Raw genomic sequence first — 25,856 nt, forward strand, 5'->3', positions numbered from 1 at the left:
CCCCAGGAGAAGACTGAATGAGACTCGAGAACCTCACCGCGCTGATCACCGGCGCCAGCAGCGGGATCGGCGAGGCGGTGAGCTCGCACTTCCGCCGCGAGGGCGCGCGGCTGCTGCTGACCGGTCGCCGCGAGCAGCTCGACACCGTCCAGCCCGAGGACGTGTACGTCCCCGGAGACCTCAACGACGAGGCGTTCGTCGCCTCCTTGGCCAAGCAGGCCAAGGAGTCCTTCGGCACCGTCGACGTGGTCGTGCTCAACCACGGACTGCAGGCCGGCGGCCCGCTGACCGAGATGTCCTACGAGGACGCGCGGGACGTGCTGCACAGCAACCTGCTCAGCTCGTTCCTGGTGATGAAGCACTTCGCCCCGCTGATGCCGGAGTCGGGAGGCTCCTTCGTGCTCGTCGGGTCCCGGCTCGGCATCGTCGGCAAGCCGGAGGAGGTGCTGTACTCCGCGGCCAAGGGCGGCCTGATCATGCTCGCCAAGGGCGCCGCGATCGAGTGGGCCCCGCGCAACATCCGGGTCAACGTGGCCGCACCCGGCCTGACCATGACCCCGGTCGTCGAGTCGAACATCCAGCGCCGGCCCGACCCGGAGGCCTACCGCCGACAGCGCGAGTCCCAGATCCCGCTACAGCGCCTCGCCACCCCCGAAGAGATCGCCGACGCCGTCCTCTTCCTCGCCTCCTCGGAGTCCTCCTACATCACCGGAGCCGTCCTCCCCATCGACGGCGGATACACCGCCTTCTAGAACCCGGTAGCAGCACGTGCCATGCGAAGTCAGCAACCAAGAACTCGGCGACCACATCGCCGCAATCGAGCAGGCAGTCGCCGAGGAGGCGCACCAATGAGCACCTTGACCAACAACCACACCCTCATTGCCGCGGATGCGGCCGCCGTCGCACTCGCGGACCGCGTCATTGCGGGCCTTGGCCTGCCGGGCGACGGCATCGAGGTCGAGGACCCCGCCACGAGCGAGCGCATCGCCTTCATCGAAGACATCCACGTCGACGGAGCCCTGCAGGCGGTCGCGACCGCCCATGAGGCAGGTCGTTCCTGGGCTCGCACGACCCCACGCCAGCGTGCTGACGTGCTGCACGCATGGCACGCGCTGCTCGTCGAGCACACCGAGGACCTGGCCCACCTCATCAGCCGCGAGATGGGCAAGCCCCTGGCGGAGGCGCGAGGTGAGGTCAAGTACGGAAGCGACTTCGTGCGCTGGTACGCCGAGGAGGCAGTGCGTCCCGCCGGCAACTTCCGCGAGGCACCCGACGGCGGCGCGAGCATCGTCACCCGCCGCGCCCCAGTCGGACTCGCGGTGCTCATCACGCCGTGGAACTTCCCGCTCGCGATGGCCACTCGCAAGATCGCGCCCGCGCTCGCCGCCGGCTGTCCGTCGGTCATCAAGCCCGCCAACCTGACCCCTCTCACCACGATCTTCGCAGTGGAGCTCGCGCGCCGCGCGGGCGTGCCTGCCGACCTCGTTCAGGTCGTGACCACCTCGAACGCCTCGCAGTTCAGCGAGGCCGTGCTGCGCGACGAGCGCGTGCGGAAGGTGTCGTTCACCGGCTCCACCGAGGTCGGGCGCACGCTGCTGCGGCTTGCTTCTGACACGGTGCTGCGCTCCTCGATGGAGCTCGGCGGCAACGCCCCGCTGATCGTCTTCGACGACGCGGACCTCGACCGGGCGATCGAGGGGACGATGGCGGCGAAGCTACGCAACGGCGGCCAGTCCTGCATCGGGGCCAACCGGATCTACGTCCAGAACGGCATCGCCGCCGCGTTCGCTGAGGGTCTGGCCGAACGCATCGGTGCTGTCGCGGTGGGGGCGGGTCTCGGATCGGGCACGGAGCTGGGTCCGCTCATCGACGACCGCGCCGTTCGGCAGATGCGCGCCTTCACCAACGATGCCGTCGCGCGGGGCGCCGAGCTGCTCACGGGTGGCACCGAGCTGGGGCCCGTGGGTCACTTCTTCGCTCCGACGGTGCTCGACCGGGTGCCACCGGACGCCGAGGTCGCGTGCACCGAGATCTTCGGACCGATCGCGGCCATCCAGCGCTTCGACTCCGAGGCCGAGGTGGTCGCACGCGCGAACGCGACCGAGTTCGGCCTCGCCGGATACGTGTTCAGCGAGAACATCGACCGGGCACTCAACGTCGCCGACCGCCTCGAGACGGGCCTGGTCGGCATCAACCAGGGAGTGCCCTCCAACGCGGCCGCTCCCTTCGGCGGCGTCAAGCAGTCGGGCCTGGGGCGCGAGGGCAGCAGCGAAGGGATGGAGGAGTACCAGTCGGTTCGCTTCTACAACATCGCCCGCCGCGAGACACACTGAGACGTGCGCGCGACCACGATCCACGCCCCGGGCGACATCCGCCTCAGCGACGTACCCGACCCGGCGTTGTCGGCCCCCACGGACGCCATCGTGAAAGTGGTCGCAGGCGCGATCTGTGGCTCGGACCTCTGGCCGTACCGCGGTGCGAAGGCAATCACCTCCGGAGCGACCGTCGGCCACGAGTGCGTCGGCGTGGTCGAGGAGATCGGGGGAGAGGTGCGGGACTTCCGCCCGGGCGACTTCGTCATCGTGCCGTTCGTCCACTGCGACAACACCTGCGCCCACTGCCGTGCCGGTGTCCAGTCCGCCTGCGTCAACGCCGGACACACGCGGAGCGGTCAGGGGGAGTACGCCGTCGTCACGCAGGCAGACGGCAGCCTGGTGAAGACCCGCGGCGTGCCGCACGCCGACCTGGTGCCGTCGCTCCTGACGCTCACGGACGTGATGGCCACGGGCTGGCATGCCGCTGTGTCCGCGGGCGTGCGTCCGGGCAGCACTGCCGTCGTCGTAGGCGACGGCGCAGTGGGGCTCTGCGCGGTGATCGCCGCGGCACGCATGGGCGCGGAGAAGGTCGTGGTGCTGTCACGCCACGAGCCACGCCAGCAGCTGGCCCGCGCGTTCGGCGCCACCCATGTGGTCGCCGACCGCGGCGACGCCGCGATCTCCGCTGTCGAGGAGATCACCGACGGGATCGGGGCAGACGCGGTGCTGGAATGCGTCGGCACCGCCGAAGCGTTGACCACGGCCCGCCGTGCAGCACGTCCGGGGGCCATCGTCGGGTACGTCGGTGCTGGCCACGGGGTCGAGATGCCGGTGCGTCCCATGTTCGAGAAGAACGTGGGGCTCGTCGGCGGGATGGCGCCGGTGCGCCGGTACCTTCCGGACCTCCTCGACCTGGTGCTCGAGGGGGCCATCGACCCGGGGCGGGTGTTCGACCTGACCCTCCCGCTCGACAAGGTGGCGGAGGGATACCGCGCGATGCACGAACGTCGCGCGATCAAGGTGCTGCTGCAACCCTGAGCCGAACGCGGGGCTTCCAGACGGACCGCTGGTCAACATGCACGGTGCGCACTTCTACCGGTGCCGGATGACTAGATGGCCGCCAAGATCGCCTACCGCAAGGGCATTCGGAGCTAGTTCTCCGGTCGGTCGGCCAAACGTCTGAGCGACCCTCGGTGGCGCGATCGTGCACCTCGGAGATCACTAGCTCGGCAACACGAGCGATCGTTCGGGCGTCTGGTTGAGCACCAGCAGCGTGCGGACGCTGCCGATCCCGGGAATCCGCCCCCGCAGCTCTTCGGTGACGAAGCGCTGCAAGTGCTCGACGTCGCGCAGTCTCACGAGCAAGAGGAGGTCGACCTCGCCCGCAAGGTCTGCGGCGTACTCGACCTCGTCCATTGCCTCGAGTATCGGCAGCATCGACGACCACGTCTTCCAGTTGTCCGGGGTGGACCGGATCAGGACCACGGCGCTGACGCCCAGCCCAACACGCTTCGGGTGGACGGTGACCGTCAGGGCAGTGATGATGCCCTCCTCGCGGAGGCGCGCCAGTCGTGCGTAGGCCGTGGCCCGCGAGACGCCGGCCGCATCGCTCAGGGTGCCGATCGGCGCACGGGCGTCCGCCTGCAAGGCACGCAGGAGGGCTAGGTCGATCTCGTCGACCGGACGAGGTGCTGGTTCGGAGTTCTGGTTCGACATCGGCGACCACCTGTGGGGGATTCATTGGGATTTGGTGCCCGAGCGGTCCTGAACATCGGTAAGTGCGACGTTCGAATTGACGAATCGCCCCTTCGCCGCGGCGGAGCCCCGTCGGACGATCTGGTGCTCTGTCAGTCCAATCTCGCTAGATCGTATCGATCAGTCGGCATGAGGCGCCCGCTGGACTCGTACTGGGGCCTGAGCCTAGACCTAGGTCGGCGCTGCTGCCTAGCCTGCGGCGACGTGGATCGCGCTTTTGAGGGAGTCGGCTGTGACTGCACGATCGACCGCCGTTTTGGTTCGAAGCAACGAGCGTGGTCAACGGTCTTGAGCAGGAGACCCCGATGAGCGCGGCCGCAACCGCCCTCGGAGCGCCGCTCTGGGGCACCGGACTGAACAGGTCGCTGTGCGTGCTCCAACAGGCCCAGCCGCGAGCCCTAGACGGTATGACGTGACCCCTTCGGCGTGATGGGGTTGCGGGCCGGGGCCTCACTCACAAGATTCGTGGGTTACCGAGCAGGGGCTGCCTGCTCGGCCTATCCGACAATTGTGGGAGGCCCCGGTGTTTACCGAGCGTACGAGTGTTGGGCTCGACGTGCACGCCCGATCTGTCGCAGCAGCGGCGATCGATGGCGTCACGGGCGAGCTGTTCCAGACGAAGCTGACCCCGTCCTATGAGCATGTCGAGTCGTGGCTGGTCGGCTTGCCGGGATCGGTGGCGGTGGCCTACGAGGCCGGGCCGACCGGTTTCGGGCTGTACCGGCACCTGACCGCTGCCGGTATCCGGTGCGAGGTCCTCGCGCCGTCGAAGCTGCAGAAACCGGCGGGTGATCGGGTCAAGACCGACGCCAAGGACGCCATCCATCTCGCCAAGCTCCTGCGCCTCGACGAGATCACGACGGTGTCGATCCCGACCCCGGACCAGGAAGCCGCTCGCAACCTGGTCCGGGCCCGGGAGGACTGCCGCGCCGATCTGATGCGGGCCCGGCACCGGCTCTCGAAACTGCTGCTGCGCCACGGCATCGTCTACTACGGCGGCCAGGCGTGGACCGGCAAGCACGACATCTGGCTGCGCCACGAGGCGCTTCCCCAGCTGACCGCGCCCGCGACCCGGCTGACCTTCGACAACGACTACGAGGCCGTGCTCGCAGTGAAGGCCCGACGGAACCGGCTCGACGCCGCGATCGAGGAGATGGCCGCCGACTCGGAGTTCACCCCCGTCGTGCGCCGGCTCGGCTGTCTGCGTGGGGTCAGCACCCTGACCGGGTTCGGGCTCGCGGTCGAGATTGGTGACTGGCACCGGTTCACCGGCAACTCCATCGGCACCTTCGTCGGTCTCACCCCCACCGAGCACTCCTCGGGGGAGTCGAAGAACCGCGGGTCGATCACCAAGACCGGCAACGGCCACGCGCGCCGGCTCCTGGTCGAGGCCGCCTGGCACCACCGCGCCCGCTACCTGGTCGGGAAAGCTCTGCGCGACCGCTGGGACCTGGCCCCAGCCCAGGCACGGGTCCGCGGCGATGAGGGCAACCGTCGTCTGCACCAGCGGTGGGTGAAGTTCATCGACCGCCGTAAGACCCACAACGTCGCCAACGTGGCCATCGCTCGCGAGCTGGCCGGCTGGTGCTGGTCCCTGGCCGTCATGGACTAACACCCCACGATCTGCTTCGTCGCCAACCACACCTGGTGGCAGCGCGTGGAGCGACCCGCGATTCACCTATGAGCAGTCCGGCGCACGCCGGGCGACGCTCGCCCCTAGACACGCGAAAACGCTCCAGCCGAAACCCCGTCTTGCGGTACCCAACCCGCGAATATCAGTCTGACCCGCGCGTCGCGAAGACACGCTCGCCAAGGCGAGGACGACGACGAAGCAAGAGGCGCCCGCCCCGCAACCAACGGGGACGGGCGCCTCGCCATGCCCCTTGACAGAAGGCACCTACATATCAGATGAACTGCGGGACATCAGCCGTCATACCCCTTGATCTGTCCGAAGTTTCCGCGTCTCACCACAACTTTGTCCAGCGCCAGTTCGAAACTCTGGACTCCTATTGGGCGTAGGCCTAACTTCGAAGTACCGGCGGGGGGTATGAAGAAGCAGGCGTGGAGAGTTCTCTTCTTCGCCACCCCGGTTCACAGGGACCAAGGAGCTCACATGGCACGAATTCGTTTGGCAGGCGGGATCGCACTGCTAGCAGTGACCGCCTCTGCATGCGGCCTCGGGAATGACGATCGTCCGTCTGGCGCCGGCGATGGGGGCGGCCACCTGGTCTATGCCGAGCATCTTCCGCCGGTGGCGGCGTGGGCTCTGGAGTCCAATGACGCGTTCACGCTAACCCGAGCCGGGTGCCTCGAGCCGCTCGTGCAGTCCGAGCTCGACGGGTCGCTCAGTGAGAAGCTGGCGACGTCGTGGGAGCAGGTTGAGCCCACGGCCTGGGAGTTCCAGCTGCGGGAGGATGTGCAGTTCCAGGACGGCACGCCCATGGACGCCGACGCGGTAGTCGGAGCACTCACCCACGTGCTGGAGGCGAAGACGCCGGCACGCTCCTTCAACGCCGAGGTCATCTCCGGTGTGGAGGCGGTGGACGAGAGCACGATCCGGATCGAGACCAAGCAGCCTGACGTTCTGCTTGCCTATCGGATGGCCAGCCCGAACACCGGCATCCTGGCCCCGAAGGCCTATGAGGGCGAGCAGATCGACATCGAGGGCACCTGCACGGGTCCCTTCGAAGTGGTCGAGGAGAACTCCCAGCAGTCGCTCACCCTGGAGCGCAATGAGACCTACTGGGGCGGAACCCCCGCGCTTGCCACCGCAGAGATCAGGTTCATCGTCGACGGTGAGGTCCGGGCGACGCAGCTGCAAGCCGGCGAGGTCGACATTGCGCCGTACCTGCCGGTGGCCCACCTGACACAGCTCGAGGGCAACGACGACCTTGCAGTGACTACGACGGAGCAGCCCCGGACCACGGCCATGATGCTGAACAACTCCCGGCCACCGTTCGATGACCCCTTGGTGCGTCAGGCGATCCAGAGGGCGATCGACACCCAAGCCATCGCCGACAGCATCTATGAAGGCGTGATGAGTCCAGCGATCGGACCGTTCGCGCCAGACCAGCCTTGGGCACCGCAAGACGTCTCTCCAGTGTCACCGGATCTGGACGAGGCCCGGCGTTTGCTCGATGAGGCGGGGGTCGATCCCAGCGCCCTGTCCTTTCAGCTGATGGCCTACGTCTCGCGCCCGGAGTTCCCCGATGTTGCCGCGGTCATCCAAGATCAGCTCGGACAGCTCGGCATCGAGGTGAAGATCCGGTCCGGTGATGCCGCCACGTTCGAACCCGAATGGCTTGCCGGGGACTACGACGCGGCGCTGCTCTCGCGTGGTTACCTACTCGATGTCGGTGATCCGGCGGGATATCTGGCCGCCGACTACACCTGCGCCGGGAGTTACAACGTCGCGCACTACTGCGACGAAGAGACCGACACTCAGGTCAACCAAGCCCTGCAGAACGAAAACCAGGGCGCGAGGTACGAGACCTACCGCAGCCTCGCTCAGAAGCTGCAGTCCGAGGCGGTCAACGTGTTCCTCGTGCACGAGTCCGGGGTGGTTGGCGCCACGACGAGCGTCGAGAACTTCGAGCAGCATCCCCTGAACTTCTACGTCTTCACCAAGGACCTCGATGTCAGTTGAAGGCGGAACTTGCGCTGAGCAATGACCGACGCGGTCGGGAAGCTAGAAGGATCCCCGGCCACGTCGGACCACCGTGGCGCCTCCTGTTCGTAGGCGGCTAGTACCCGTTCCCGGACCGGACCAAGTAGTCCGCCGAGCCCGAGCCACCCAATCTCGAGGAAGGCTCACATATGAGCACCGGACACAACGACAATCACATCCACGGGCACGGGCATGGACACGGACACGGGTTGAACGCGCTGGACGCCGTCAACGCCGGCGCACGCTACAGGCGGCCCCTGGCCTGGGCGTTCGCGATCACCGTCGCCTTCGTCGGGGTCGAGCTTGCCGTCGGCGTCCTGTCCGGCTCTCTGGCGCTGCTCTCTGACGCCGGGCACATGCTGTCGGACGCCGGAGGGTTGGGCATGTCTTGGGCCGCGATCACCCTGGCCACAGCGGGCACCGCTGCCGCCCACCGCACGTATGGCTGGTACAGGTTGGAGATCTTGGCCGCTCTGGCCAACACACTGCTGTTGTTCGCGGTCGCCGCCTACGTGGTCTACGAAGCGATCAGCCGGCTCGGTGGTGACCACGAGGTCGCCTCTACCCCGATGATCGCGGTCGCCATTCTGGGCCTGGTCATCAATCTGGTCGCGTTCAAGCTGCTGGCGGCCGGTGCCCAGGAAAGCCTCAACCTCCGGGGCGCCTACCTCGAGGTGATCGCAGACGCGGTCGGCTCCGTCGGCGTCCTGGTCGGCGCGGCCATCATGGCCGCCACCTCCTGGTACTGGATCGACTCTCTGATCGCGATCGGCATCGGGATCTTCATCCTGCCCCGTGCCTACAAGCTCGGCCGCGACGCGTTGCGGATCCTGGTCGAGTCCGCGCCCGCCCACGTAGACGTCGACCGCCTCGCCGCCGACCTGCACACCGTCCCCGACGTCGTCGAGGTTCACGATCTGCACGTGTGGACGATCACCTCAGGAATGGACGCTGTCAGCGTCCACCTCCAGGTGGATCCCCGTGCTGATACCCATGCCGTCCTGGACCGGGCCCGCGAGCTCCTGCGCGACCGCCACAAGATCAACCACGCCACGGTGCAGGTCGAACCAACCGACCATGCGGGATGCAACCTCGTCCAGTGGTGATGGGAGTCGCCGGCACGGTCGGCCCGGCGGCGTACGACGGCGGCGTACGACGGCAGCGAGCGACCCAAGCGACTCGCGTCCAGGGCGATTGGACGTCACCTCTCCGGGCAGCCGACCGGTGGCCCAAGCGCCACCGATACCCGCATCAATGCCCTCGACCCCCACCGCGCGGGCGATTCTCGCACTCCGTGCTGGGTCTCGCGCTTGGCGCGGGACGCTGTCCCAACCGCTGGCGCGGGTGTAGTCATGCGTCGCGAGCCTGCCGACCCCAAGTAACCGTGGCGACAGGCCGCGCCGCCCGCGACCGCTGCCTCGATCACGGTGACCCGGAGGGACGGGGCCGCCCTGACAGCTGCTCCCTCGGCGTCAGGCCCTGGACCACCCGTCGCCACAGTCTGCGCGGTCACGGGTTGTCGGCAGCTGGGGAGGGCGGCCGCACCATCTGACCCGATTCTTTGGGGCGCTCACTGCAAGGCACGACTGCACCACCCTGCTGGTGCAGGAAGGACGGCGCCTCCATGGTCAGATGGTCAGGGAGCGCTCACGGTGGAGCGCGAAGCGTCTCGTCTATCCGTTCAGCTGGCCGCTGAGGTGGTTGATGCACACGACCTTTGGCTGGGTCATCTCCTCGAAGGCGAAGCGCACGCCTTCGCGTCCCATGCTGCCGTACTTGAAACCGCCGAAGGGCATCGCGTCGAACCGGTAGTCCGACGAGTCATTGATCATCACGCCACCTGCCTCCAGCAGTCGAGCGGCGGCGAGTGCGCGATCCATACTCGCCGTGAAGATGCCGGCGTGCAGGCTGTAGTCGATGGCATTGGCCTGCTCGACAGCGTCCTCGAACGACTCGACGGGCTGCAGCACGACGACAGGGGCGAACGCCTCCTCCTGCCAGATCGAGCTGTTCGCCGGGACGCCCTCCAGGACGGCCGGGGTGTAGAGGGAGCCGTGGACGTCGTTGCCGCACAGCAGAGTCGCGCCCCGTTCCACGGCCGCATCCACCTTCGCCTTCGTGGCGAGGGCTGCCTCCCTAGTGATCATCGGGCCGACATCGGTGCCCTCTTCGAGGGGGTCGCCGACACGCAGCAGAGCCGTGCGACCGACGAAGGCGTCGCGGAAGCGCTCGTAGACCTGATGGGCGATCAAGATCCGCTGGGTGCCGATGCAGTTCTGGCCCGCAGCCCAGAACGCGCCCGAGACACAGGAGACCACTGCCTCGTCGAGATCGGCGTCGTCCATCACGATGACCGGGGCGTTGCCTCCGAGGTCCATGACGAGCTTCTTCAGGCCGGCGGTGCGAGAGATGGCCTCCCCGGTGGCGAATCCGCCGGTGAAGGACACCATGCGCACGTCAGGAGCGGAGACGATCGAGGCCGCGAGGTCGGCGTCGCCGTTGACGATGGTGACGACGTCCTCGGGGAGGCCGGCCTCGATCAGGGTGTCGACCAGCCGGAGTGCCGACAGCGGCGTCAGGGCGGAGGGTTTGAGGATGACCGCGTTGCCGCCTGCGATGGCCGGTCCGAGCTTGTGTGCGACGAGATTGAGCGGATCGTTGAACGGTGTGATCGCCGCGATGATGCCCAGCGGCTCGCGGGTGAACCAGCCCTGCCGGTTCTCTGAGCCCTCAAACGAGTCGAAGGGGACGACCTCGCCGGCATTGCGTCGGACCTCGGCCGCGGACAGAGAGAGAGTGTTGACAGCGCGGGCCACTTCCTTGCGAGCCTGGGTGATGGTCTTGCCGGCCTCACTCACGATCAGCTGCGCGAAGGACTCCGCGCGCTGCTCGACCAGGCGGGAGGCGAGATCGAGGATGGAGGCCCTGGATGCTCGAGACAGACGGGCCGCCGTACGACGGCCGCCCCTGGCCCGCTGCAGGATGCTGCCGATGGCGTCGACCCCCACGGTGGGTATCGAGGCGATGATCTCGCCGGTGTAGGGGTTGCGTACGGGCGCCGACTCTCTCTCGACCTCGGCGCCGGCTCGCAGGACGGTGTCAGTCACGGAAGGTCTCCTGAAGAACTCGCTGGGCGTTGGCGGCGCCGCCGTGGGTCTGGTGACCGTGGATGGCGATGATGTCTGAGAGCAGGGCATAGGCGGGTCTGTCGACGCCCAATCCCCGCCCAGGGGTGGATGGTGTCGGCGTGGACGCTGGAGCTGCCGTTCCTGGTCAACCACGGCGACGGTGAGGACAGGCACAGGCCACCGCGATGGCTGCACCTGTCAACGCGCTTCGTGTCATCGCGAAACTGCCCGGCGCCTCCGTAGCCGCCGGCTGTGATGAAAGCGGGGTGACGCGTTCGGTGTCGCCCGCGCCGGATGAGACGGAGCTCAGTCGAAGCCGTGGCAGGCAAACTTGCGAATGGTCTCGGTCACTTCCCACCGCCCCGTCCAGTCCTTAGGCTGCACGATCACGTCGCCGCCGGTGATCTCGAAGCGCCTGCCTGTCGCGTGACAGGTGATGTTCGCGCGCCCGCTCAGGATGTAGCACACCTCGGTGTCCTCGCGGGGGGTCACCTCCCAGCCACCGGGCTGGCACTCCCAGACGCTCGTCTTGACGACTGGATCGGTGTCGAACGAAAGCTTGAACGTCTGGGGGTCACCGGAGTCGTAGCCAGGACGGTGTCCGTTGGGCTTCAGTTCCCCGAGGGTCGTGGCTGCGGGCACGTGCACGAACGACAGCATTGGTGTTCTCCTTGGTAGGTCTTGCAATCTGCGGCAGAGGCTATGCGATCGGACGGTAGTTTTGTCTCTGCGCCGGACGCTTATGCGAGTTGCTGACCAAACGCGCGACGATCGGAGTTTTTAGGCGCATGGCTCCATACAGATGACGGGTCACGCTCGGCTGGGGTGTCGCTGACAATGCCGGAACTGACACTGGCCACCGGCCGGCGAGCGCTGTATGGCCATCAGCGTCGTGGTCGCCTCCCGGTCACGTCAGCCGCGAGGAGGCTGTCGGCGCCAGTCGGTGTAGGTCAACACCATCCGGCTGGATCGCCGCCGGCGCCATCGCGGCCTACCCCTGCGAGAAACGCCATCAGGATCAAACTCGACGACCTGAGGCCCCCGGAAGATCCCCGCAGCGCGGGTAAGGATCAGGCCGTTGTTGGTGACCGGCTGTCGTCGTGGCGAACCGGCCCGCCGGCCAGCACCTGTAGGAGAGCTGGTCGCCCGAGCCAGCCCTGACGAGAACCAAGGCTCCTCGACCATCCAGGCCAAGCTTGTCGAGCTCGGGGTCGATGGAGAACCAGCACTCCGCACCAGCACCTCGTCCGATCGACGAGATCGACCTTCCCCTCTGTGTGCCTTGCAGGTGGACGCGTCAGTCGGCGGTCAGGAGCTGCTGAGCGAGCAGGGCGACATGCAGTGAGACTCTGATGTCCGGGTCATCGAGCTTGGCCCCGAGCAGCCGTTCCACCTTGGCGAGTCGGTCGTAGAAGACCGGGCGAGACAAGTGCAGGCTGGCGGCGGCTTGGGATTTGCTGGCGGGATTCTCGACCAGGGCACGGACTGACCCGATGAGATCGGTCCCTGCCTCGGCGTCGTGACGGCGAAGCGCGCCCAACTCCCGATCGACGAACATCACGAGGCGTTCGTCGGTGCCGAGCAGGGTCAGCAGGCCACGCAGATGCACGTCCTCGAGCCGGTGGACGTCAGGACGCGCACCTGCGTGGGCTTCGTCGCGGACCGAGGCGACCACCTGGCTCGCCTCGCGCAGTGTGCGATCGACTTCCGGGATATCGTTCGCCGGCCGTCCGGCTCCGATGGTGACGCGACCCCGGCGGTGAACGCGCGCCGCCAGCTCGTCGACCACCTTGGTGGCGCGAGCTCTTGTCGGCAGCGACAGCAGCGCGCGAACTTCCTGGTCCACCTCGCACACCAGGGCCGCGGTGCGGAGGTCGTGTGCTGCGCGGACGGTAGCGGCGATGACCTCCTCGACCCGACTGGCCAGCGGTGTGCTCGTCTCGCCCGGCATCGGATGGACACGAATGGTGAGTCCGATGAGCTGCCGACCGGTCAGCGGGAGGCCCGCGATTTCGCACCGCCGCTGGACGTCTTTGTCGGTCGGGTCGTTGAGCAGGCCCAGGATCAGCTCGTGGTGCGTACGGCGAATAACGCTGTCGCGGTGCCGGTCGTGGAGGCGGTGCATGGCCAGCGCTGCCGCGGCTCGCTCGGCGACGGCTGCCAGGCGTTGCGAGGGTTCCGAAGGTGCCTGCATGACGAGTCGGCCCCAGTCCCTGCCGCGCTTGCCGAGGCGGGTGACGAGCCATCCCTGGCTGTGGTCCCACGTCGTGCGGCCCGCGTCCTTGACGCGTCGCGAGCGGATGCGCCAGTCGGCCAGGAAGGGATCGATGTCATCGGGGCCGGCGACGTAGTCGACCACGTGGTGGTCCTCGTTCTCGAGCACCACGGCGACGCCGGTGAGCCGCTGGGCGGCTTCGAGGACCTCACGCGGCCCGGCTTCTGCGATGCTGAGCTCGGTGAAGGTGTCGTGCACCCGTTGCGCCTTGCGCAGTTCCTCGAGCTGTTCGTCGACCACGCGCTCACCGACGGCCTGGGCGACGGCGGCGAAGCGCACCACGTGAGGAAGAGTGACCAGCGCAAGCCCGTGCTCGTCGCACGCCTCGACCAGGGCTTCCGGCAGCACAGTCCACCGGCGGCCGAGCTCGATGATGACGCCGGCGGCACCGCTGTCCGCCAGCGACGCGGCGAAGCTCCGCAGGCCCTCGTCGCTGTCGGGGAGGGCGATGCCGGTGCTGAGCACCAGGTCGCCCCCGCGAAGCAGTGGGGCGATGTCGGCCAGCTCGGTGGTGTGCACCCATCGCACCTCGACGCCCAGTCCCGAGTGGCCGGCCACGACCACGGGATCGCCGGCGCGCACGGGAGCCATGGTGAGGACGTCGGCCACGGTGACGACCGCCATGGGTGCCGCCTCCTCGCATATCCTGAGGGCGACGATCTGTCGCCTCATGATGCGGAATCCTACATATTGACCGCCCTTTTCGCGCCTCTTTGCAGGCGACGATGGGAGCCCGACTTTCAAGGAGACACATGAGCACTGCGATCACGCACTGGGCTGACGGATCGGCGTTCCCCGGCGAGTCCGACCTCTGGGCGGACGTCACGAACCCGGCGACCGGCCGGATCACTGGCCGGGTGGCGCTGGCGAGCCGGGCCGACGCGGATCGCGTCATCGCCTCGGCCAGGAAGGCGGCTCCTGCGTGGGGGCGCATGTCGCTGGCGCGGCGCACCCAGGTGCTGTTCGCGTTCCGGGAGCTGTTGAACGCTCGCAAGGACGAGCTCGCGGTCCTGATCACCGCCGAGCACGGCAAGGTGCATTCCGACGCGGTGGGGGAGATCTCGCGCGGCCAGGAGGTCGTCGAGTTCGCGTGCGGGATCGCGCATCTTCTCAAGGGCGGGCACTCCGAGGGGGCATCGACCGGGATCGACGTGCACTCCAAGCGCGATCCGCTGGGTGTGGTGGGCATCATCAGCCCGTTCAACTTCCCGGCGATGGTGCCGATGTGGTTCTTCCCGGTCGCGATCGCGGCCGGCAACGCGGTGGTGCTCAAGCCCAGTGAGAAGGACCCGTCCGCTGCACTGTGGATCGCGAGCCTGTGGAAGGAAGCGGGCCTGCCCGACGGCGTCTTCAACGTCCTGCAGGGTGACAAGGTCGCGGTGGACGCGCTCCTGGAGAGCCCGGACGTCGCCGCCATCAGCTTCGTCGGTTCCACGCCGATCGCCGAGTACGTCTACGAGTCCGCGAGCCGGCACGGCAAGCGCGTCCAGGCCCTCGGTGGCGCGAAGAACCACATGGTGGTCCTGCCCGATGCGGACCTCGACCTGGCCGCCGACGCCGCGGTCAACGCCGGCTACGGCAGCGCCGGCGAGCGGTGCATGGCGATCAGCGTGCTGGTCGCCGTCGAGCCGATCGCCGACGACCTCGTGGCCCGGATCGCCGAGCGGACCGCCACGCTCCGCATCGGTGACGGCAGCAAGGAGCGCGGCGACGCCTCCGACATGGGACCGCTGGTCACGCGCGCGCACCGCGACCGGGTCGCCGGGTTCATCGACTCCGGCGAGGCGGCCGGCGCGAAGCTCGTGGTGGACGGCCGCGACGTCGTCGCGGACGGTGACCAGGAGGGGTTCTGGCTCGGCCCCACGTTGTTCGACCACGTGGCCGCGGACATGGAGATCTACACCGAGGAGATCTTCGGGCCGGTCCTCAGCGTCGTCCGCGTGGCGACGTACGACGAGGCCGTCGCCCTGATCAACGCCAACGAGTACGGCAACGGCACGGCGATCTTCACCAACGACGGCGGCGCCGCCCGCCGCTTCGAGCAGGACGTCGAGGTCGGCATGATCGGCGTCAACGTGCCCGTGCCGGTCCCCGTCGCCTATTACTCCTTCGGCGGCTGGAAGCGCTCACTGTTCGGCGACACGCACGCCCACGGGATCGAGGGCGTCCACTTCTTCACCCGCGGCAAGGTCGTCACCACCCGCTGGATCAACCCGGCTGCTCGTCCCGCGGGCGGCCTGGAGCTCGGGTTCCCGCAGAATGATTGACGCATTGCCGCTCGAGGAGAGCGCGCCCGCGCCCGGGCGGAACGAGACGCTGGCTCGCGCGTACGCCGACCCCGACCGTGCCTACGAGCTGGACCGTCGCCACGTCTTCCACTCGTGGTCGGCCCAGGCGCAATTGGACCCGATGGTCGTGACCCGGGCCGAGGGCTCCCACGTCTGGGACCGTCACGGCAACAAGCTGCTGGACTTCACCTCCCAGCTGGTCTTCACCAACCTGGGGCACCAGCACCCGCGGATCGTCGAGGCGATCCGGCAACAGGCCGCGGACCTGTGCACCGTGGCCCCGGCGTACGTCAACGGGGCACGGTCGGAGGCGGCCCGGCTGATCGCCAAACACACGCCCGGTCACCTCGACCGCGTCTTGTTCACCAACGGCGGAGCCGACGCCAACGAGCACGCCATCCGGATGGCGCGTCTGCACACGGGCAAGCACAAGGTGCTCTCCACCTACCGCTCGTACCACGGTGGCACGCAGCTCGCGGTGAACGTGACGGGCGACCCGCGCCGGTGGGCCAGTGACAACGGGTCCACCGGGACGGTGCATTTCTTCGGGCCGTTCCTCTACCGCAGCGCCTTCCATGCCACGACCGAGGCCGAGGAGTGCGAGCGGGCGCTCGAGCACCTCGAACAGGTCATCGCCCTGGAAGGTGCCTCCACGATCGCGGCGATCATGCTGGAGTCGATCCCCGGCACCGCCGGCATCATGCTCCCGCCCGCTGGCTACCTCGAGGGTGTACGCGAGCTGTGCGACCGCAACGGCATCCTGCTGATCGCCGACGAAGTGATGGCCGGCTTCGGCCGCGCCGGTCGGTGGTTCGCGATCGAGCACGCCGCGGGTGTCGTGCCCGACCTGCTGACCTTCGCCAAGGGCGTCAACTCGGGCTACGTCCCGCTCGGCGGGGTCGCGATCAGCGACGAGGTCTACCGGACCTTCGCCGACAAGGCGTACCCCGGCGGCCTCACCTACTCCGGCCACCCCTTGGCATGCGCGGCCGTAGTTGCCACGATCGAGACCATGGAGGACGAGGGCATCGTCGAACGTGCCGCACGGCTGGGGGAGGACATCTTCGGGCCCGGCCTCCGGGACCTGGCACAGAGACACGAGGGCATCGGCGAAGTGCGCGGCACCGGCGCCTTCTGGGCCATCGAGCTGGTTCGCGATCGAGCGACCAGGGAGCCGCTGGCGCCGTACGGCCAGTCCAGTCCCGAGATGGGCGCGATCCTCGCCGCCTGCACACGACGCGGGCTGCTGCCGTTCGCCAACTTCAACCGCATCCACGTCGTCCCGCCGCTGACGATCTCCGACGACGAGGCCCGCACCGGCCTCGCGATCCTCGGAGACGCGCTCACCGAAGCAAGTCCCGCCGGAGGTCCCAGTGCCTGAACAGACCGTCACCTCGCCGAGCGCTGCTCTGGCGGACTCGGTCCTCATGCCGCTGCTGGTCCCGCGCGCGGCGCTGCAGGAGGCCGAGTCCGCGGCCGCCGTGGCCGCGTCACGGTTCATCATGGGCGATCCGCGGTGCGACTCGACAACGCTGGGCCCACTGGTGTCGGTGCGGCAGCGCGACCGTGTGCGCCAGCACATCGACCGGGCAGTGGCGGACGGCGCGCGCGTGGTGTGCGGAGGCTCCGAGCCCACGGGGCACTCGACGGGATACTTCGTTCGTCCCACTGTGCTGTCGGACGTGACCCCCGACCTGGCAATCGCACGAGAGGAAGTCTTCGGTCCGGTGCTGACAATCATCCCGTATGACTCGATCGACGAGGCCGTGACAATCGCCAACAGCACCGACTGCGGGCTCTCGGCCGCGGTGTGGGGCTCGGACGACACGACCCTGCGCGACGTGGCACGGCGGCTGCGGAGCGGCCAGGTGATCATCAACGGGGGTGCCTGGAACTTCGTAGCTCCCTTCGGGGGCTACAAGAAGTCCGGGCTGGGACGTGAGTCCGGCACCTGGGGCCTCGAGGAGTTCCTCGAAGTCAAGGCGCTGCGCTCTGACCGCGCGTCCAGCGCGCACGGTATGCCACGCACCCAGGGTGTCGGCCACGCGGACGACGAAGTGCGCGGCGGCGATGTGCTGCCCGTCGCGAGGACTCGCCTGAGATTTGAGCCGTGGCGCGCTATTGTCGCGAAAACGTCAGCGAAAGCCATCTCATCGGAGCACAAGGCGCCACGATGATCACGGACCGTGCGGCCGTGTTGTCCGCGTTTGCGCAGGTCAGAGCAGGTGTCGGCAAGTACGGTCACAAAGCTCGCCGGGGGACAGCACGCACGCCGGAGGCCAGGGGGTCGCTGGTTCAAATCTCCTTGGACCTTCCTCCTGACATCACCTGTCCGATCTCTTATCGGCGCCGCGGCGGACCTGTGGATGGCCCTGGAAACCGACTGCACGACCTCGTTGACCCGCGTGGCCAGCACTCTCGGGCAGGTGCACGCACACGACGAGGAGGTGCGCTTCGTGGCGCAGACTTGAGGGTGTCCAAAAACAGGCCAGAAACTATGTCAAGGCCTGTCAACCAGCGTCAGCACGAATGCACTAGACGCCAGCGTTTGCCCAGTTCAGGTGGCATTTGACGGCAGAGAGCGTCAACTGGCGTCAGACGCTCATTGCACTCGCGGCGGCATCGGAGGGTTGTTGGTTCGAGTCCAACCGGGGGAGCCAGAGGAGGGCCTCTGACCCGGGCGCACGCCCTGGTCAGAGGCCCTCAGCAGCGTGGTTCCCGTGCCGTTACCCACCGGACCACCGGCCGTCGCTGACGAGCCACCGGGCGTGCTTCGCGTAACCTCCAGGTTCTCCCCACGTTGGGCTCGGGTGAGCGGGTGACGCAGCCTGGCGCCACCGTGCGAGCGAAATCCAGTGGGGGCACTGCCATGGCGCGAATCCTTGTCGTCGATGACGAGCCGGACATCTGTGACGCGATGGTCGCCGTCCTGGAGCGGGCAGGGCACGACGTGAGTGTCGCGGGAGACGGGGCGACTGCTGCTGACCTGCACCATCAACACGAGTTCGACATGATCGTCTCCGACTTCCTCATGCCCGGACTCGACGGGATAGAGCTCGCCAGGGCCGTACGAGCAGACACGAGACCCGACATTCCGATCCTGCTCGTCACGGCGTCCGCCTCGCACGGTGACATCGCCGAGGCGCGCCAGGCAGGCGTGAGTGCGCACCTGGCGAAGCCATTCAAGCTGACGGACCTGCGCAACCACGTCGCCGCACTGCTGGCCGCGCCGTAGTCACTCGTCTCGGGGTCGGACACCCCCACGAGCGACCTCGTCGAGGAATTCGCGGATCGGCTGGCGCCAGCCGGGTACTGCGTGTCCAGGTCCCTGCGACGTCGCGACTTCACAGGGGCTCAGGTCCGGGTGGTCAAGAAGCGGCCACCCGGGCCGTCCCACCGCCGGGGGCTGCCTCCATGCGATCCGTGCGGGTCGCCCACTGGGAGGGAAGGCTGCCGGATGGATCGTCACGAGTTCGGTCGCCGGCTTGCCGATGCCGCGCACGAGATGTCGGACACGCGCCATCCGACCGATGCCCTCGAGCGCGTCGCGGCGATGGCCGTCGAGCTGATCGGTCCCTGCGACGTGGCCGGGGTCTGCGTGCTGCGGCCGGGTCGCGACGACACGTGCGCCCGCACGCACACATCGCTGCAGCTCATGGACGACCTGCACACGGCCTCGGTGAGGGCCCGGCCATGAGCGGGCGCCGGACCGTGGAGGTGGGCTCCGTCGCCGACCTCGCCCAGGACGCGCCGTGGCCGAGCTGGGGGCGCACGTGGCGGAGCAGACCGGGTCCGGTCCTACCTCGGGTTCCGGCTGTTCCTCGACGCCGACAGCCTCGGCATGCTCAACCTCTACGCCTACGAGCCTGATGCGTTCGACCACGGACCAGCTCGACGGCCTCGTCGTCGCCGCGCATGCGCCGGTGGCCATCAGCGCCGCCGTCGCGCAGCACGTCGTGGACACCGGCACCCTGCGGGGCGCGGACGACCGACCTCCCGCCGGACGCCCGGGTCCGGCCACGGCATCCCGGGTTGCCGGGGCGTAACGCTTTCGCGCCCGATGTGAACTGTGCGTTACGCCGACCGGTTCCGTCCGCGGCCTGCGACAGGCTGGGGCCATGAGCGTGGAGCACACCGAGGCCGTGGACGTGGGGGTCGACTTCGTCGTACGTCCGGACGGGACTGTCGCGGGTGACGACGGGGCATCGGGGGCGCTCGCCGCGGCCCTTCCCTACACCGGTCGCCTGGCACGGCGCATGGGCGAGCTCGTCGGCGCCGGCGACCTGCGTGCGCTGGAGGCGTACGGCGCGCACCGGCTCTCGGTGGGGGTGACCTGGACCCCGGCCGGCGAGGGCACCTACCGGGCGGCGCTCCGTCGCCTCGAGGCCCGCGTCGTGCCGACATACATGGTCGTCGGCGCCGTCGACACCTCCGCCGCCGTGGCGCACTGCGTCGACCGGATCATGACGATCGACGGAGTCCGCTGGACCTCCGTCGTCACCGCGGGCTCGCGCGTCATCGCGGCCGCTGGGGATCGCCGGGAGCTGCACCACCTCGCCGAGGTCGGCAACCGGATGCTCGCGATCCTGCGCTCGCTGGAGGACCAGCACGCCACCGGGTTCATGCGGCTGCACTTCGAGGGGGGTGCGGTCGTCGGCGCGTCGCTCGGGCGCCACGCGATCGTCACGTACGCCGGGGCGACCAACGACGACGAGCTGCTCGCGGTGATCGACGAGGTCCGTGCGATCCTCGCCGACCACGACCTGTCGACCGTGCCGACCGACTTCGACCCCGACGCCGTGGACCTCCACCCCACGGGCGAGGACCCGCAGGGCGACCCGGTGCAGGACATCGAGCCCGCACCGGGGGCGCCGCCTCCGCTGGTGGGAGCCCGCTTCGCGGGCGCAGGCAAGCGCGAGCCGAGGAAGCCCCGCCGCCGGTTCGGGCGCTAGCCAGTGGGGGTGGTGGCGGACGTCCGGCACAGGCTGGGCTGATCGACGTCCGAGCCCCCTCGACGCCTCGGCGACGATCCAGCCCTCGCGACCAGGACGAGGGGGACAGCGATCAGGACGACCCCGGCCACGTGCATCGTCGTCTCCACACCCACGACGGCGATCACGGCACCGCCGGTCAGCATGCCCAGCGACGATCCGCCGCTGCCGGCCACGTGCTGCGCGGCGAATGCAGTGCGGCGCTCCTCGCCGCTCGTGTGCTCTGTGATCAGCGCGTTCAGCGCGGCGAGCCCGAACGGGATCACGAAGCCCCCGACAGCCGAGGCGACGGCGAGGGCGAGCAGGGAGCCGTCGAGCCATGGCAGCGCTGCGAACAGCATGCCCAGCACGATCCACTGGCAGACCATCGTCGGCACCCGCGGCAGCCGCGTCACCACGAGTGGGGTCACCGCCGACCCGGCCAGCGAACCGAGGCCGTACCCGGCCATCCCGGCTGCGACCAACTGTCCCGGCCGACCGGTCTCGGCGCCGAGGATGGCCAGGCCCAGCGCAAACGCGAACCACCAGAACCAGCCCACGGCTGCCATCGCGATCCCGTCGCCGACGACGGGGTGCGCGCGCAGGACCTCCCGCACCCGGAGCGGAGCGCTGCCGTTCGTCTCGCGCCGCACGGCGTGACGGCCGACCCCGGAGACGAGGACCGCAGCGAGGAGCACGGCGATGCTGTCCGCCCACATGAGCGGGATCGCCCCGTGCTGGGTGACCACCCAGGCGGCGACCGGTGGACCCGCGACCATGCTGATCCGGTGGGCGAGGTCCTGCCAGGCCAGGGCGCGTACGGCGACGTCCGGTCCGATCCGGTCGCCGATGTCGGCGAGCAGGGCACGGGTGGCGGGACCGGCCACCGAGGTGGCGGCACCGGAGATCAGTCCGCCGAGGCACAGATGGACGACGGACAGGTTGCCGAGCGTCGCCGGGACGGCCACGGTGACGTAGCCGAGCACCTGGACCATGAGGACCGCCGCCAGGGCCCGCCCGGACGTGAGCCGGTGACGGAGCCGTGCCGACCACCAGGGAGAGGTGAGCAGCGCGATGCCCGAGGACCCGGCCACCAGGCCTGTGGCCCACACCGAGCCCGTCTGCTGGAGGGCGATCAGGGGCAGGGCGACCTCGGTCATCCGCAGGCCGAGCCAGCTGACGGAGGTCGCCAGCAGGATCCGCAGCGCGTCTCTCCGCAGCACGTCTCTCGTCATGCCACGAGGTTCGTCCACGCGAGCCCGCGGCGGTAGCGAGCAGCGACGGAGAGGAGCTCATAGACTGCGCCTATGGGCTCATACCCGGAGGTGGACGATCTCCGCCTGGTCGACGCCGTCGCCAGGCACGGCTCGCTGGGCGCCGCCGCACGGGAGCTGCTGATCACCCAGCCGTCGGCCAGCCAACGCCTGGCCGCCCTCGAGCGACGGTGCGGCGTGCGGTTGTTCGACCGCGACACCACCGGGGCGCGGGTCACGGCGGCCGGCCGGGAGATGGTCGCCGAGGCGGACCACATCCTCGGGCACCTCGGGAGGGTCTTCGAACGCAGCAGGGCGGCGGCGGAGTCGGAGACCCTGACCGTGGGCACCATCCCGAGTCTCGCCATGCTGGTGTTCCCTGCCCTGCACGTCGCCCTGCCCGGCCTGCGCATCAGCCAGCTCGTGGACCACGGGCCCCGACTCGTCGGCTATGTGGCCGAGGGATCGCTCGACGCGGCCTTCGTTGCGATCGCCGGGCAGATCGAGCTGCCGAAGGGCGTGACCGGTCAGGCGGTGGGCGTGGACCCGATCGGCGTCCTGGTGCCGTCGACCTGCGACCTCCGCTCGACCGACCGTCGGCAGCTCGCCGGCAGGACCGTCGTCACCTACACCACCGACTACTCGGGGGAGGACCTCGACGGGCGCGTCGCCGCCCTGGGAGCGACGCCCCACCGGGCCGCCACGGCCGAGACCGCGGTGCGCCTGGGGCGCCTCCTCGGCGCGCCCGTGGTCCTGCCGCGATCACTGTTGCGCACGTACCTGCTCGACAGCGACCGTGAGCTCGCGACCGCCCGGTTCGGAGGACCGCGCCTCTCCTTGGTGACCCGGGTCCCCAGGGCGTCGTACTGGGCCGACGCCGCGCCCCTCGTCGGGAGGGAGCTCGGGCTCCCGAAGGCTCCCTCGCGAGCCTGAGCCGCGGACAAAGACTCAGTTTCAAACTGAGACAAAAGGTGCTACGGTTCGTCGTGGGCCCCGCCCCCCCTGTTCTCCCGCCACGCACCGGAAAGGCACACCTCATGAGCACTCCCACGTTCCGTCCGAAGTACGTCTCGTTCGACTGCTACGGCACCCTGATCAGCTGGCCGATGACCCCGATCACCAAGGAGCTGGTCGGTGACCAGGTCCCGGCCGAGAAGTGGGACCAGTTCGTCGCCGAGTTCCGCGGCTACCGCTACGACGCGGTGCTCGACGCCTACCAGCCCTACGAGGAGGTGCTGCAGAGCTCGTTCGACCGGGTGTGCCGCAAGTGGGGGATCGGGTCCGACCCGAGTGCGGGCAAGCGGTTCGCGGACGGTGTGCGGAGCTGGGGTCCGCACCCGGACGTGGTGGAGCCGCTGAAGAGGATGGCCGAGCACTACAAGCTGGTGATCCTGTCCAACGCCGACGACTCCTTCCTCGCCGAGAGCGTCCCGCGGCTCGAGGCGCCCTTCCACGCGGTCCTGACCGCCGAGGAGGCCGGCTACTACAAGCCGCGCTACGCCGCGTTCGAGTACATGCTCGACCAGCTCGACGCCACGCCGGACGACTTCGTGCACGTCTCCTCGCACACCCGCTACGACCCGATGCCGATGCACGACATGGGCTTCCGCAACCTGGTGCTGCTCGACCGCGGCTACGACCCGGTCCCGCCCGGCTACGACCTGACCGTGGTGAAGTCCCTCGACGAGCTCAACACGATGCTCGGCATCTGAGGCCCCCACGTTCGTCCACCGACCATCATCAAGGACCCGACCATGTCGTCCACCCTCAGCAGAGCGATCAAGAGCTTTCCCAACCGGTTCGACCCCGACGTGCTGAGCACGCTGCCGGCGCACCTCCAGGAGACCATCCGGCGGCGCCACCAGGTGCTCGGCCCCGGCTACATGCTCATGTACCGGGAGCCGGTGGAGTTCGTGTCGGGTCAGGGCGCCCACTTGTTCGATCACGAGGGGAACGACTACCTCGATGTCTACAACAACGTGCCGTGCGTGGGGCATGCGCACCCGCGAGTGGTCGAGGTGGTGTCGCGCCAGCTGGCGGCGGTGAACACCAACACGCGTTACGTCCAGGAGGCGCTGGTCGACTACGCCGAGCGGCTCCTCGCCACGTTCCCGGCCGGTCTGTCGAGACTGAGCCTGGCGTGCAGCGGGTCGGAGGCCAACGACCTGGCCATGCGAGTGGCGAAGTACCACACCGGTGGCGAGGGGATCATCGTGACCCGATGGGCCTATCACGGCATCACCAGTGAGGTCTCGCGGTTCTCCCCGTCGTTGGGGAAGGGGTCGCCGCTGGGGCCGGGCGTGCGGCTCATCGATCCTCCTGACCCGCGGCTGGTGGCACCGGGGTCCACGCTGGCCGAGCACATGCGGGCCCAGGTGCGTGACGCGATCGAGGACCTGGAGCGCCACGGCTTCCGACTCGCGGCGCTGGTCACCGACTCCACCTACAGCAGCGACGGGATCTTCACCGACCCGGTCGGCTACATGCCGGGCGTGGTGGAGGAGGTGCACGCGGCGGGCGGCGTCTACATCGCCGACGAGGTGCAGTCGGGATTCGCCCGGTTGGGGGAGGAGATGTGGGGGTTCGCCCGTCACGGTGTGCTGCCGGACATCGTCACCATGGGCAAGCCGATGGGCAACGGGGTGCCGATCTCCGGCGTGGTGTTCCGCCCGGAGGTCTCGGACGATTTCGGACGGAACGTGCGCTACTTCAACACCTTCGCCGGGAGCTCCATCCCGGTGGCGGCCGGAGCCGCGGTGCTGGATGTCTTCGAGGAGGAGAACGTGCAGCAGCGCGTCCTCGAGAACGGCACGACGCTGCGTGCCGGGATCGAGGAGATCACCCGCGAGTCGCCCTACGTCGCCGAGGTACGCGGGCGTGGCCTGTACGTGGGTGTGGAGATCGTGGCCGACCGCGACACGCTCGCACCCGACCGCGGACTCGCCGAGGACGTGATCAGCGACATGCGGGATCGTCGGGTCCTCATCAGCGGCACGGCCAAGGCAGCGAACGTCCTGAAGATCCGTCCCCCGCTCGCCTTCACCTCCGCCGACGTCACCCGGTTCCTCGAGACCTTCGCCGAGGTCGCGAAGGAGCGTCTGTGAGCACACCGCCCCCGAGCGCGGTCGACCGGCTGTTCGCCGAGAGTGGCATGGGCTCCTCGCACGACCCGATCGAGGTGGGGCTGGTCGGCAGCCTCCTCGCAGAGCACTTCGACCTCGTCGGACGGCTCCACCCGGTGGCGACGGAGAAGGACGACACGTTCAGGCTCGAGGCCGAGTCGTCCGGCTACCTCGTCAAGGTCTCGCCACCCGACGAGGCACCGTCGGTGGTGGGGTTGCAGACGGAGGCGATGCGATTCCTCGAGGCAACGGCGCCGGAGCTGCCCGTGCAGCGGGTGAGGTTGACCGTCGACGGGCGCGACCACGTGGTCCTCGCGTCGAACGACGGCAGGACGCGGATCCTGCGGGTCTTCGACTTCGTCGAGGGATCGGTGTGGGCCCAGGCGCACCCGGACGACGAGCTGCTCGCCGTGGTGGGGGAGATGCTCGGCCGCGTCGACGTGGCGCTCGAGGCGTTCTGCCACCCGGCGGACCGGCGCGGGCTCGTGTGGGACCTCCGGCACTTCCACCACTTGACGGAGCTCGTCGAGCACACGCCGGATGCCGGGCACCGGCGTCTGGCCGAGAGGGTGTTCCAGCTCTTCGACGCCACTGTCGTCCCGAGCCTGGAAGACCTCGAGACGCAGGTGATCCACGGTGACTACAGCCCCTACAACGTGGTCGTCGACGGCCACCGGGAGGGTTACGTCTGCGGTGTCATCGACTTCGGTGACACCGTGCGCAGTGCGGTGATCTTCGACCCTGCGGTGGCGATGGCGAACCTGCTCGGCCGGACGGCCGACGACCCATGGCGCGAGGCCTGTGCCTTCGTCGCCGGCTACCAGCGCACGCGGCCGCTCCGGGACCGCGAGCTGCCGCTGCTGCCAGTGGCCGCTCTGGCCCGACTCACCCTGCGCGGGCTGATCACCCACTGGCGCGCCGAGCGCGTCCCGGAGCGGCGCGACTACCTCCTGGCCCACGCCAAGGACGACTGGACCAACGTCGAACGTTCCTTGGCCGTGCCGATGGAGGACGTCATCGGCAGGCTCCGGGTGGGTCGCACCGCTCCCCCGTCCGGGGCACCAGGATCGATAGGGTCGTGAG

The 25,856-nt window shown here is 68.9% G+C and carries 22 protein-coding genes; 17 read left to right on the forward strand and 5 right to left on the reverse strand.

Annotation, left to right across the window (positions count from 1 at the left end):
- Positions 1 to 17: 17 nt before the first annotated feature.
- The 3 genes from EXE59_RS15320 to EXE59_RS15330 all read left to right on the forward strand — a co-directional run bounded on the left by EXE59_RS15320 (position 18) and on the right by EXE59_RS15330 (position 3,353).
- Entirely contained in the window at positions 18 to 752 is a 735-nt protein-coding gene (locus EXE59_RS15320; protein ID WP_135839679.1) for an SDR family NAD(P)-dependent oxidoreductase, read from the forward strand.
- A gap of 96 nt (positions 753 to 848) precedes the next feature.
- Positions 849 to 2,333: an NAD-dependent succinate-semialdehyde dehydrogenase gene (locus tag EXE59_RS15325; RefSeq protein ID WP_135839680.1), complete on the forward strand. Its 1,485-nt coding sequence runs from the start codon at positions 849 to 851 to the stop codon at positions 2,331 to 2,333.
- 3 nt (positions 2,334 to 2,336) lie between these two features.
- Positions 2,337 to 3,353, forward strand: coding sequence for a zinc-dependent alcohol dehydrogenase family protein (locus EXE59_RS15330; RefSeq protein ID WP_135839681.1), 1,017 nt, complete (start codon positions 2,337 to 2,339; stop codon positions 3,351 to 3,353).
- A 183-nt stretch (positions 3,354 to 3,536) separates the two neighbouring features.
- Here EXE59_RS15330 and EXE59_RS15335 read toward each other — a convergent pair whose 3' ends face one another.
- A complete protein-coding gene (locus EXE59_RS15335; RefSeq protein ID WP_135839682.1) occupies positions 3,537 to 4,031 on the reverse strand; it encodes an Lrp/AsnC family transcriptional regulator in 495 nt (164 codons plus the stop codon).
- A 562-nt stretch (positions 4,032 to 4,593) separates the two neighbouring features.
- On the opposite strand from EXE59_RS15335, the gene EXE59_RS15340 reads away from it, so the two are divergent.
- From EXE59_RS15340 to EXE59_RS15350, 3 genes are all read left to right on the forward strand, one after another.
- Positions 4,594 to 5,682: an IS110 family RNA-guided transposase gene (locus EXE59_RS15340; RefSeq protein ID WP_135837073.1), complete on the forward strand. Its 1,089-nt coding sequence runs from the start codon at positions 4,594 to 4,596 to the stop codon at positions 5,680 to 5,682.
- Positions 5,683 to 6,183: 501 nt separating this feature from the next.
- Entirely contained in the window at positions 6,184 to 7,716 is a 1,533-nt protein-coding gene (locus tag EXE59_RS15345; protein WP_168218544.1) for an ABC transporter substrate-binding protein, read from the forward strand.
- 170 nt (positions 7,717 to 7,886) lie between these two features.
- Positions 7,887 to 8,843 (forward strand): cation diffusion facilitator family transporter, encoded by a 957-nt coding sequence (locus EXE59_RS15350; RefSeq protein ID WP_135839684.1) that lies wholly within the window; start codon positions 7,887 to 7,889, stop codon positions 8,841 to 8,843.
- Positions 8,844 to 9,410: 567 nt separating this feature from the next.
- On the opposite strand, the gene EXE59_RS15355 is transcribed toward EXE59_RS15350, so the two are convergent.
- From EXE59_RS15355 to EXE59_RS15365, 3 genes are all read right to left on the reverse strand, one after another.
- Positions 9,411 to 10,934 carry an aldehyde dehydrogenase family protein gene (locus EXE59_RS15355; protein WP_135841326.1) on the reverse strand — a complete coding sequence of 508 codons (1,524 nt, stop codon included), beginning with the start codon at positions 10,932 to 10,934 and terminating at the stop codon, positions 9,411 to 9,413.
- A 237-nt stretch (positions 10,935 to 11,171) separates the two neighbouring features.
- Complete coding sequence (locus tag EXE59_RS15360; RefSeq protein ID WP_135839685.1) at positions 11,172 to 11,525, reverse strand: cupin domain-containing protein; 354 nt, start codon at positions 11,523 to 11,525, stop codon at positions 11,172 to 11,174.
- A 637-nt stretch (positions 11,526 to 12,162) separates the two neighbouring features.
- Positions 12,163 to 13,812: a PucR family transcriptional regulator gene (locus EXE59_RS15365; protein ID WP_246056823.1), complete on the reverse strand. Its 1,650-nt coding sequence runs from the start codon at positions 13,810 to 13,812 to the stop codon at positions 12,163 to 12,165.
- A gap of 80 nt (positions 13,813 to 13,892) precedes the next feature.
- Between EXE59_RS15365 and EXE59_RS15370 the strand changes: the two genes are divergently transcribed.
- The 7 genes from EXE59_RS15370 (at position 13,893) to EXE59_RS15395 (ending at position 20,380) form a co-directional block, all read left to right on the forward strand.
- A complete protein-coding gene (locus tag EXE59_RS15370; protein WP_135839686.1) occupies positions 13,893 to 15,407 on the forward strand; it encodes a CoA-acylating methylmalonate-semialdehyde dehydrogenase in 1,515 nt (504 codons plus the stop codon).
- Complete coding sequence (locus EXE59_RS15375) at positions 15,400 to 16,809, forward strand: aspartate aminotransferase family protein (protein WP_135839687.1); 1,410 nt, start codon at positions 15,400 to 15,402, stop codon at positions 16,807 to 16,809. Before EXE59_RS15370 ends, EXE59_RS15375 begins: the two co-directional genes overlap by 8 nt.
- A complete protein-coding gene (locus tag EXE59_RS15380) occupies positions 16,802 to 17,605 on the forward strand; it encodes an aldehyde dehydrogenase family protein (protein WP_210429022.1) in 804 nt (267 codons plus the stop codon). Before EXE59_RS15375 ends, EXE59_RS15380 begins: the two co-directional genes overlap by 8 nt.
- A 641-nt stretch (positions 17,606 to 18,246) precedes the next feature.
- Positions 18,247 to 18,663, forward strand: a complete 417-nt coding sequence (locus EXE59_RS15385) for a response regulator (RefSeq protein ID WP_135839688.1) — start codon at positions 18,247 to 18,249, stop codon at positions 18,661 to 18,663.
- 222 nt (positions 18,664 to 18,885) lie between these two features.
- Positions 18,886 to 19,125 (forward strand): hypothetical protein, encoded by a 240-nt coding sequence (locus EXE59_RS15390; RefSeq protein WP_135839689.1) that lies wholly within the window; start codon positions 18,886 to 18,888, stop codon positions 19,123 to 19,125.
- Positions 19,126 to 19,297: 172 nt separating this feature from the next.
- Positions 19,298 to 19,474 carry a hypothetical protein gene (locus EXE59_RS23825; RefSeq protein ID WP_168218545.1) on the forward strand — a complete coding sequence of 59 codons (177 nt, stop codon included), beginning with the start codon at positions 19,298 to 19,300 and terminating at the stop codon, positions 19,472 to 19,474.
- Positions 19,475 to 19,546: 72 nt separating this feature from the next.
- Positions 19,547 to 20,380 carry a hypothetical protein gene (locus EXE59_RS15395; protein ID WP_135839690.1) on the forward strand — a complete coding sequence of 278 codons (834 nt, stop codon included), beginning with the start codon at positions 19,547 to 19,549 and terminating at the stop codon, positions 20,378 to 20,380.
- Here the strand turns inward: EXE59_RS15395 and EXE59_RS15400 are convergent.
- Positions 20,377 to 21,633: an MFS transporter gene (locus tag EXE59_RS15400; RefSeq protein WP_210429023.1), complete on the reverse strand. Its 1,257-nt coding sequence runs from the start codon at positions 21,631 to 21,633 to the stop codon at positions 20,377 to 20,379. The two genes, EXE59_RS15395 and EXE59_RS15400, sit on opposite strands and share 4 nt — an antisense overlap.
- A 72-nt stretch (positions 21,634 to 21,705) precedes the next feature.
- Here EXE59_RS15400 and EXE59_RS15405 point away from each other — a divergent pair, with 72 nt between their 5' ends.
- From EXE59_RS15405 to EXE59_RS15420, 4 genes are all read left to right on the forward strand, one after another.
- Positions 21,706 to 22,584: a LysR family transcriptional regulator gene (locus EXE59_RS15405; protein WP_135839691.1), complete on the forward strand. Its 879-nt coding sequence runs from the start codon at positions 21,706 to 21,708 to the stop codon at positions 22,582 to 22,584.
- 104 nt (positions 22,585 to 22,688) lie between these two features.
- Positions 22,689 to 23,363, forward strand: coding sequence for a haloacid dehalogenase type II (locus EXE59_RS15410; RefSeq protein ID WP_135839692.1), 675 nt, complete (start codon positions 22,689 to 22,691; stop codon positions 23,361 to 23,363).
- Between the two features lie 42 nt (positions 23,364 to 23,405).
- Positions 23,406 to 24,755 carry an aspartate aminotransferase family protein gene (locus tag EXE59_RS15415; RefSeq protein ID WP_135839693.1) on the forward strand — a complete coding sequence of 450 codons (1,350 nt, stop codon included), beginning with the start codon at positions 23,406 to 23,408 and terminating at the stop codon, positions 24,753 to 24,755.
- The gene (locus tag EXE59_RS15420) at positions 24,752 to 25,855 is read left to right on the forward strand and encodes a phosphotransferase (RefSeq protein ID WP_210429024.1); all 1,104 of its coding nucleotides are present in this window, start codon (positions 24,752 to 24,754) and stop codon (positions 25,853 to 25,855) included. The genes EXE59_RS15415 and EXE59_RS15420 overlap by 4 nt, the downstream gene beginning before the upstream one ends.
- Position 25,856: the final 1 nt, after the last annotated feature.

The sequence above is a fragment of the Nocardioides eburneiflavus genome (assembly GCF_004785795.1).
Lineage (GTDB): Bacteria > Actinomycetota > Actinomycetes > Propionibacteriales > Nocardioidaceae > Nocardioides > Nocardioides eburneiflavus.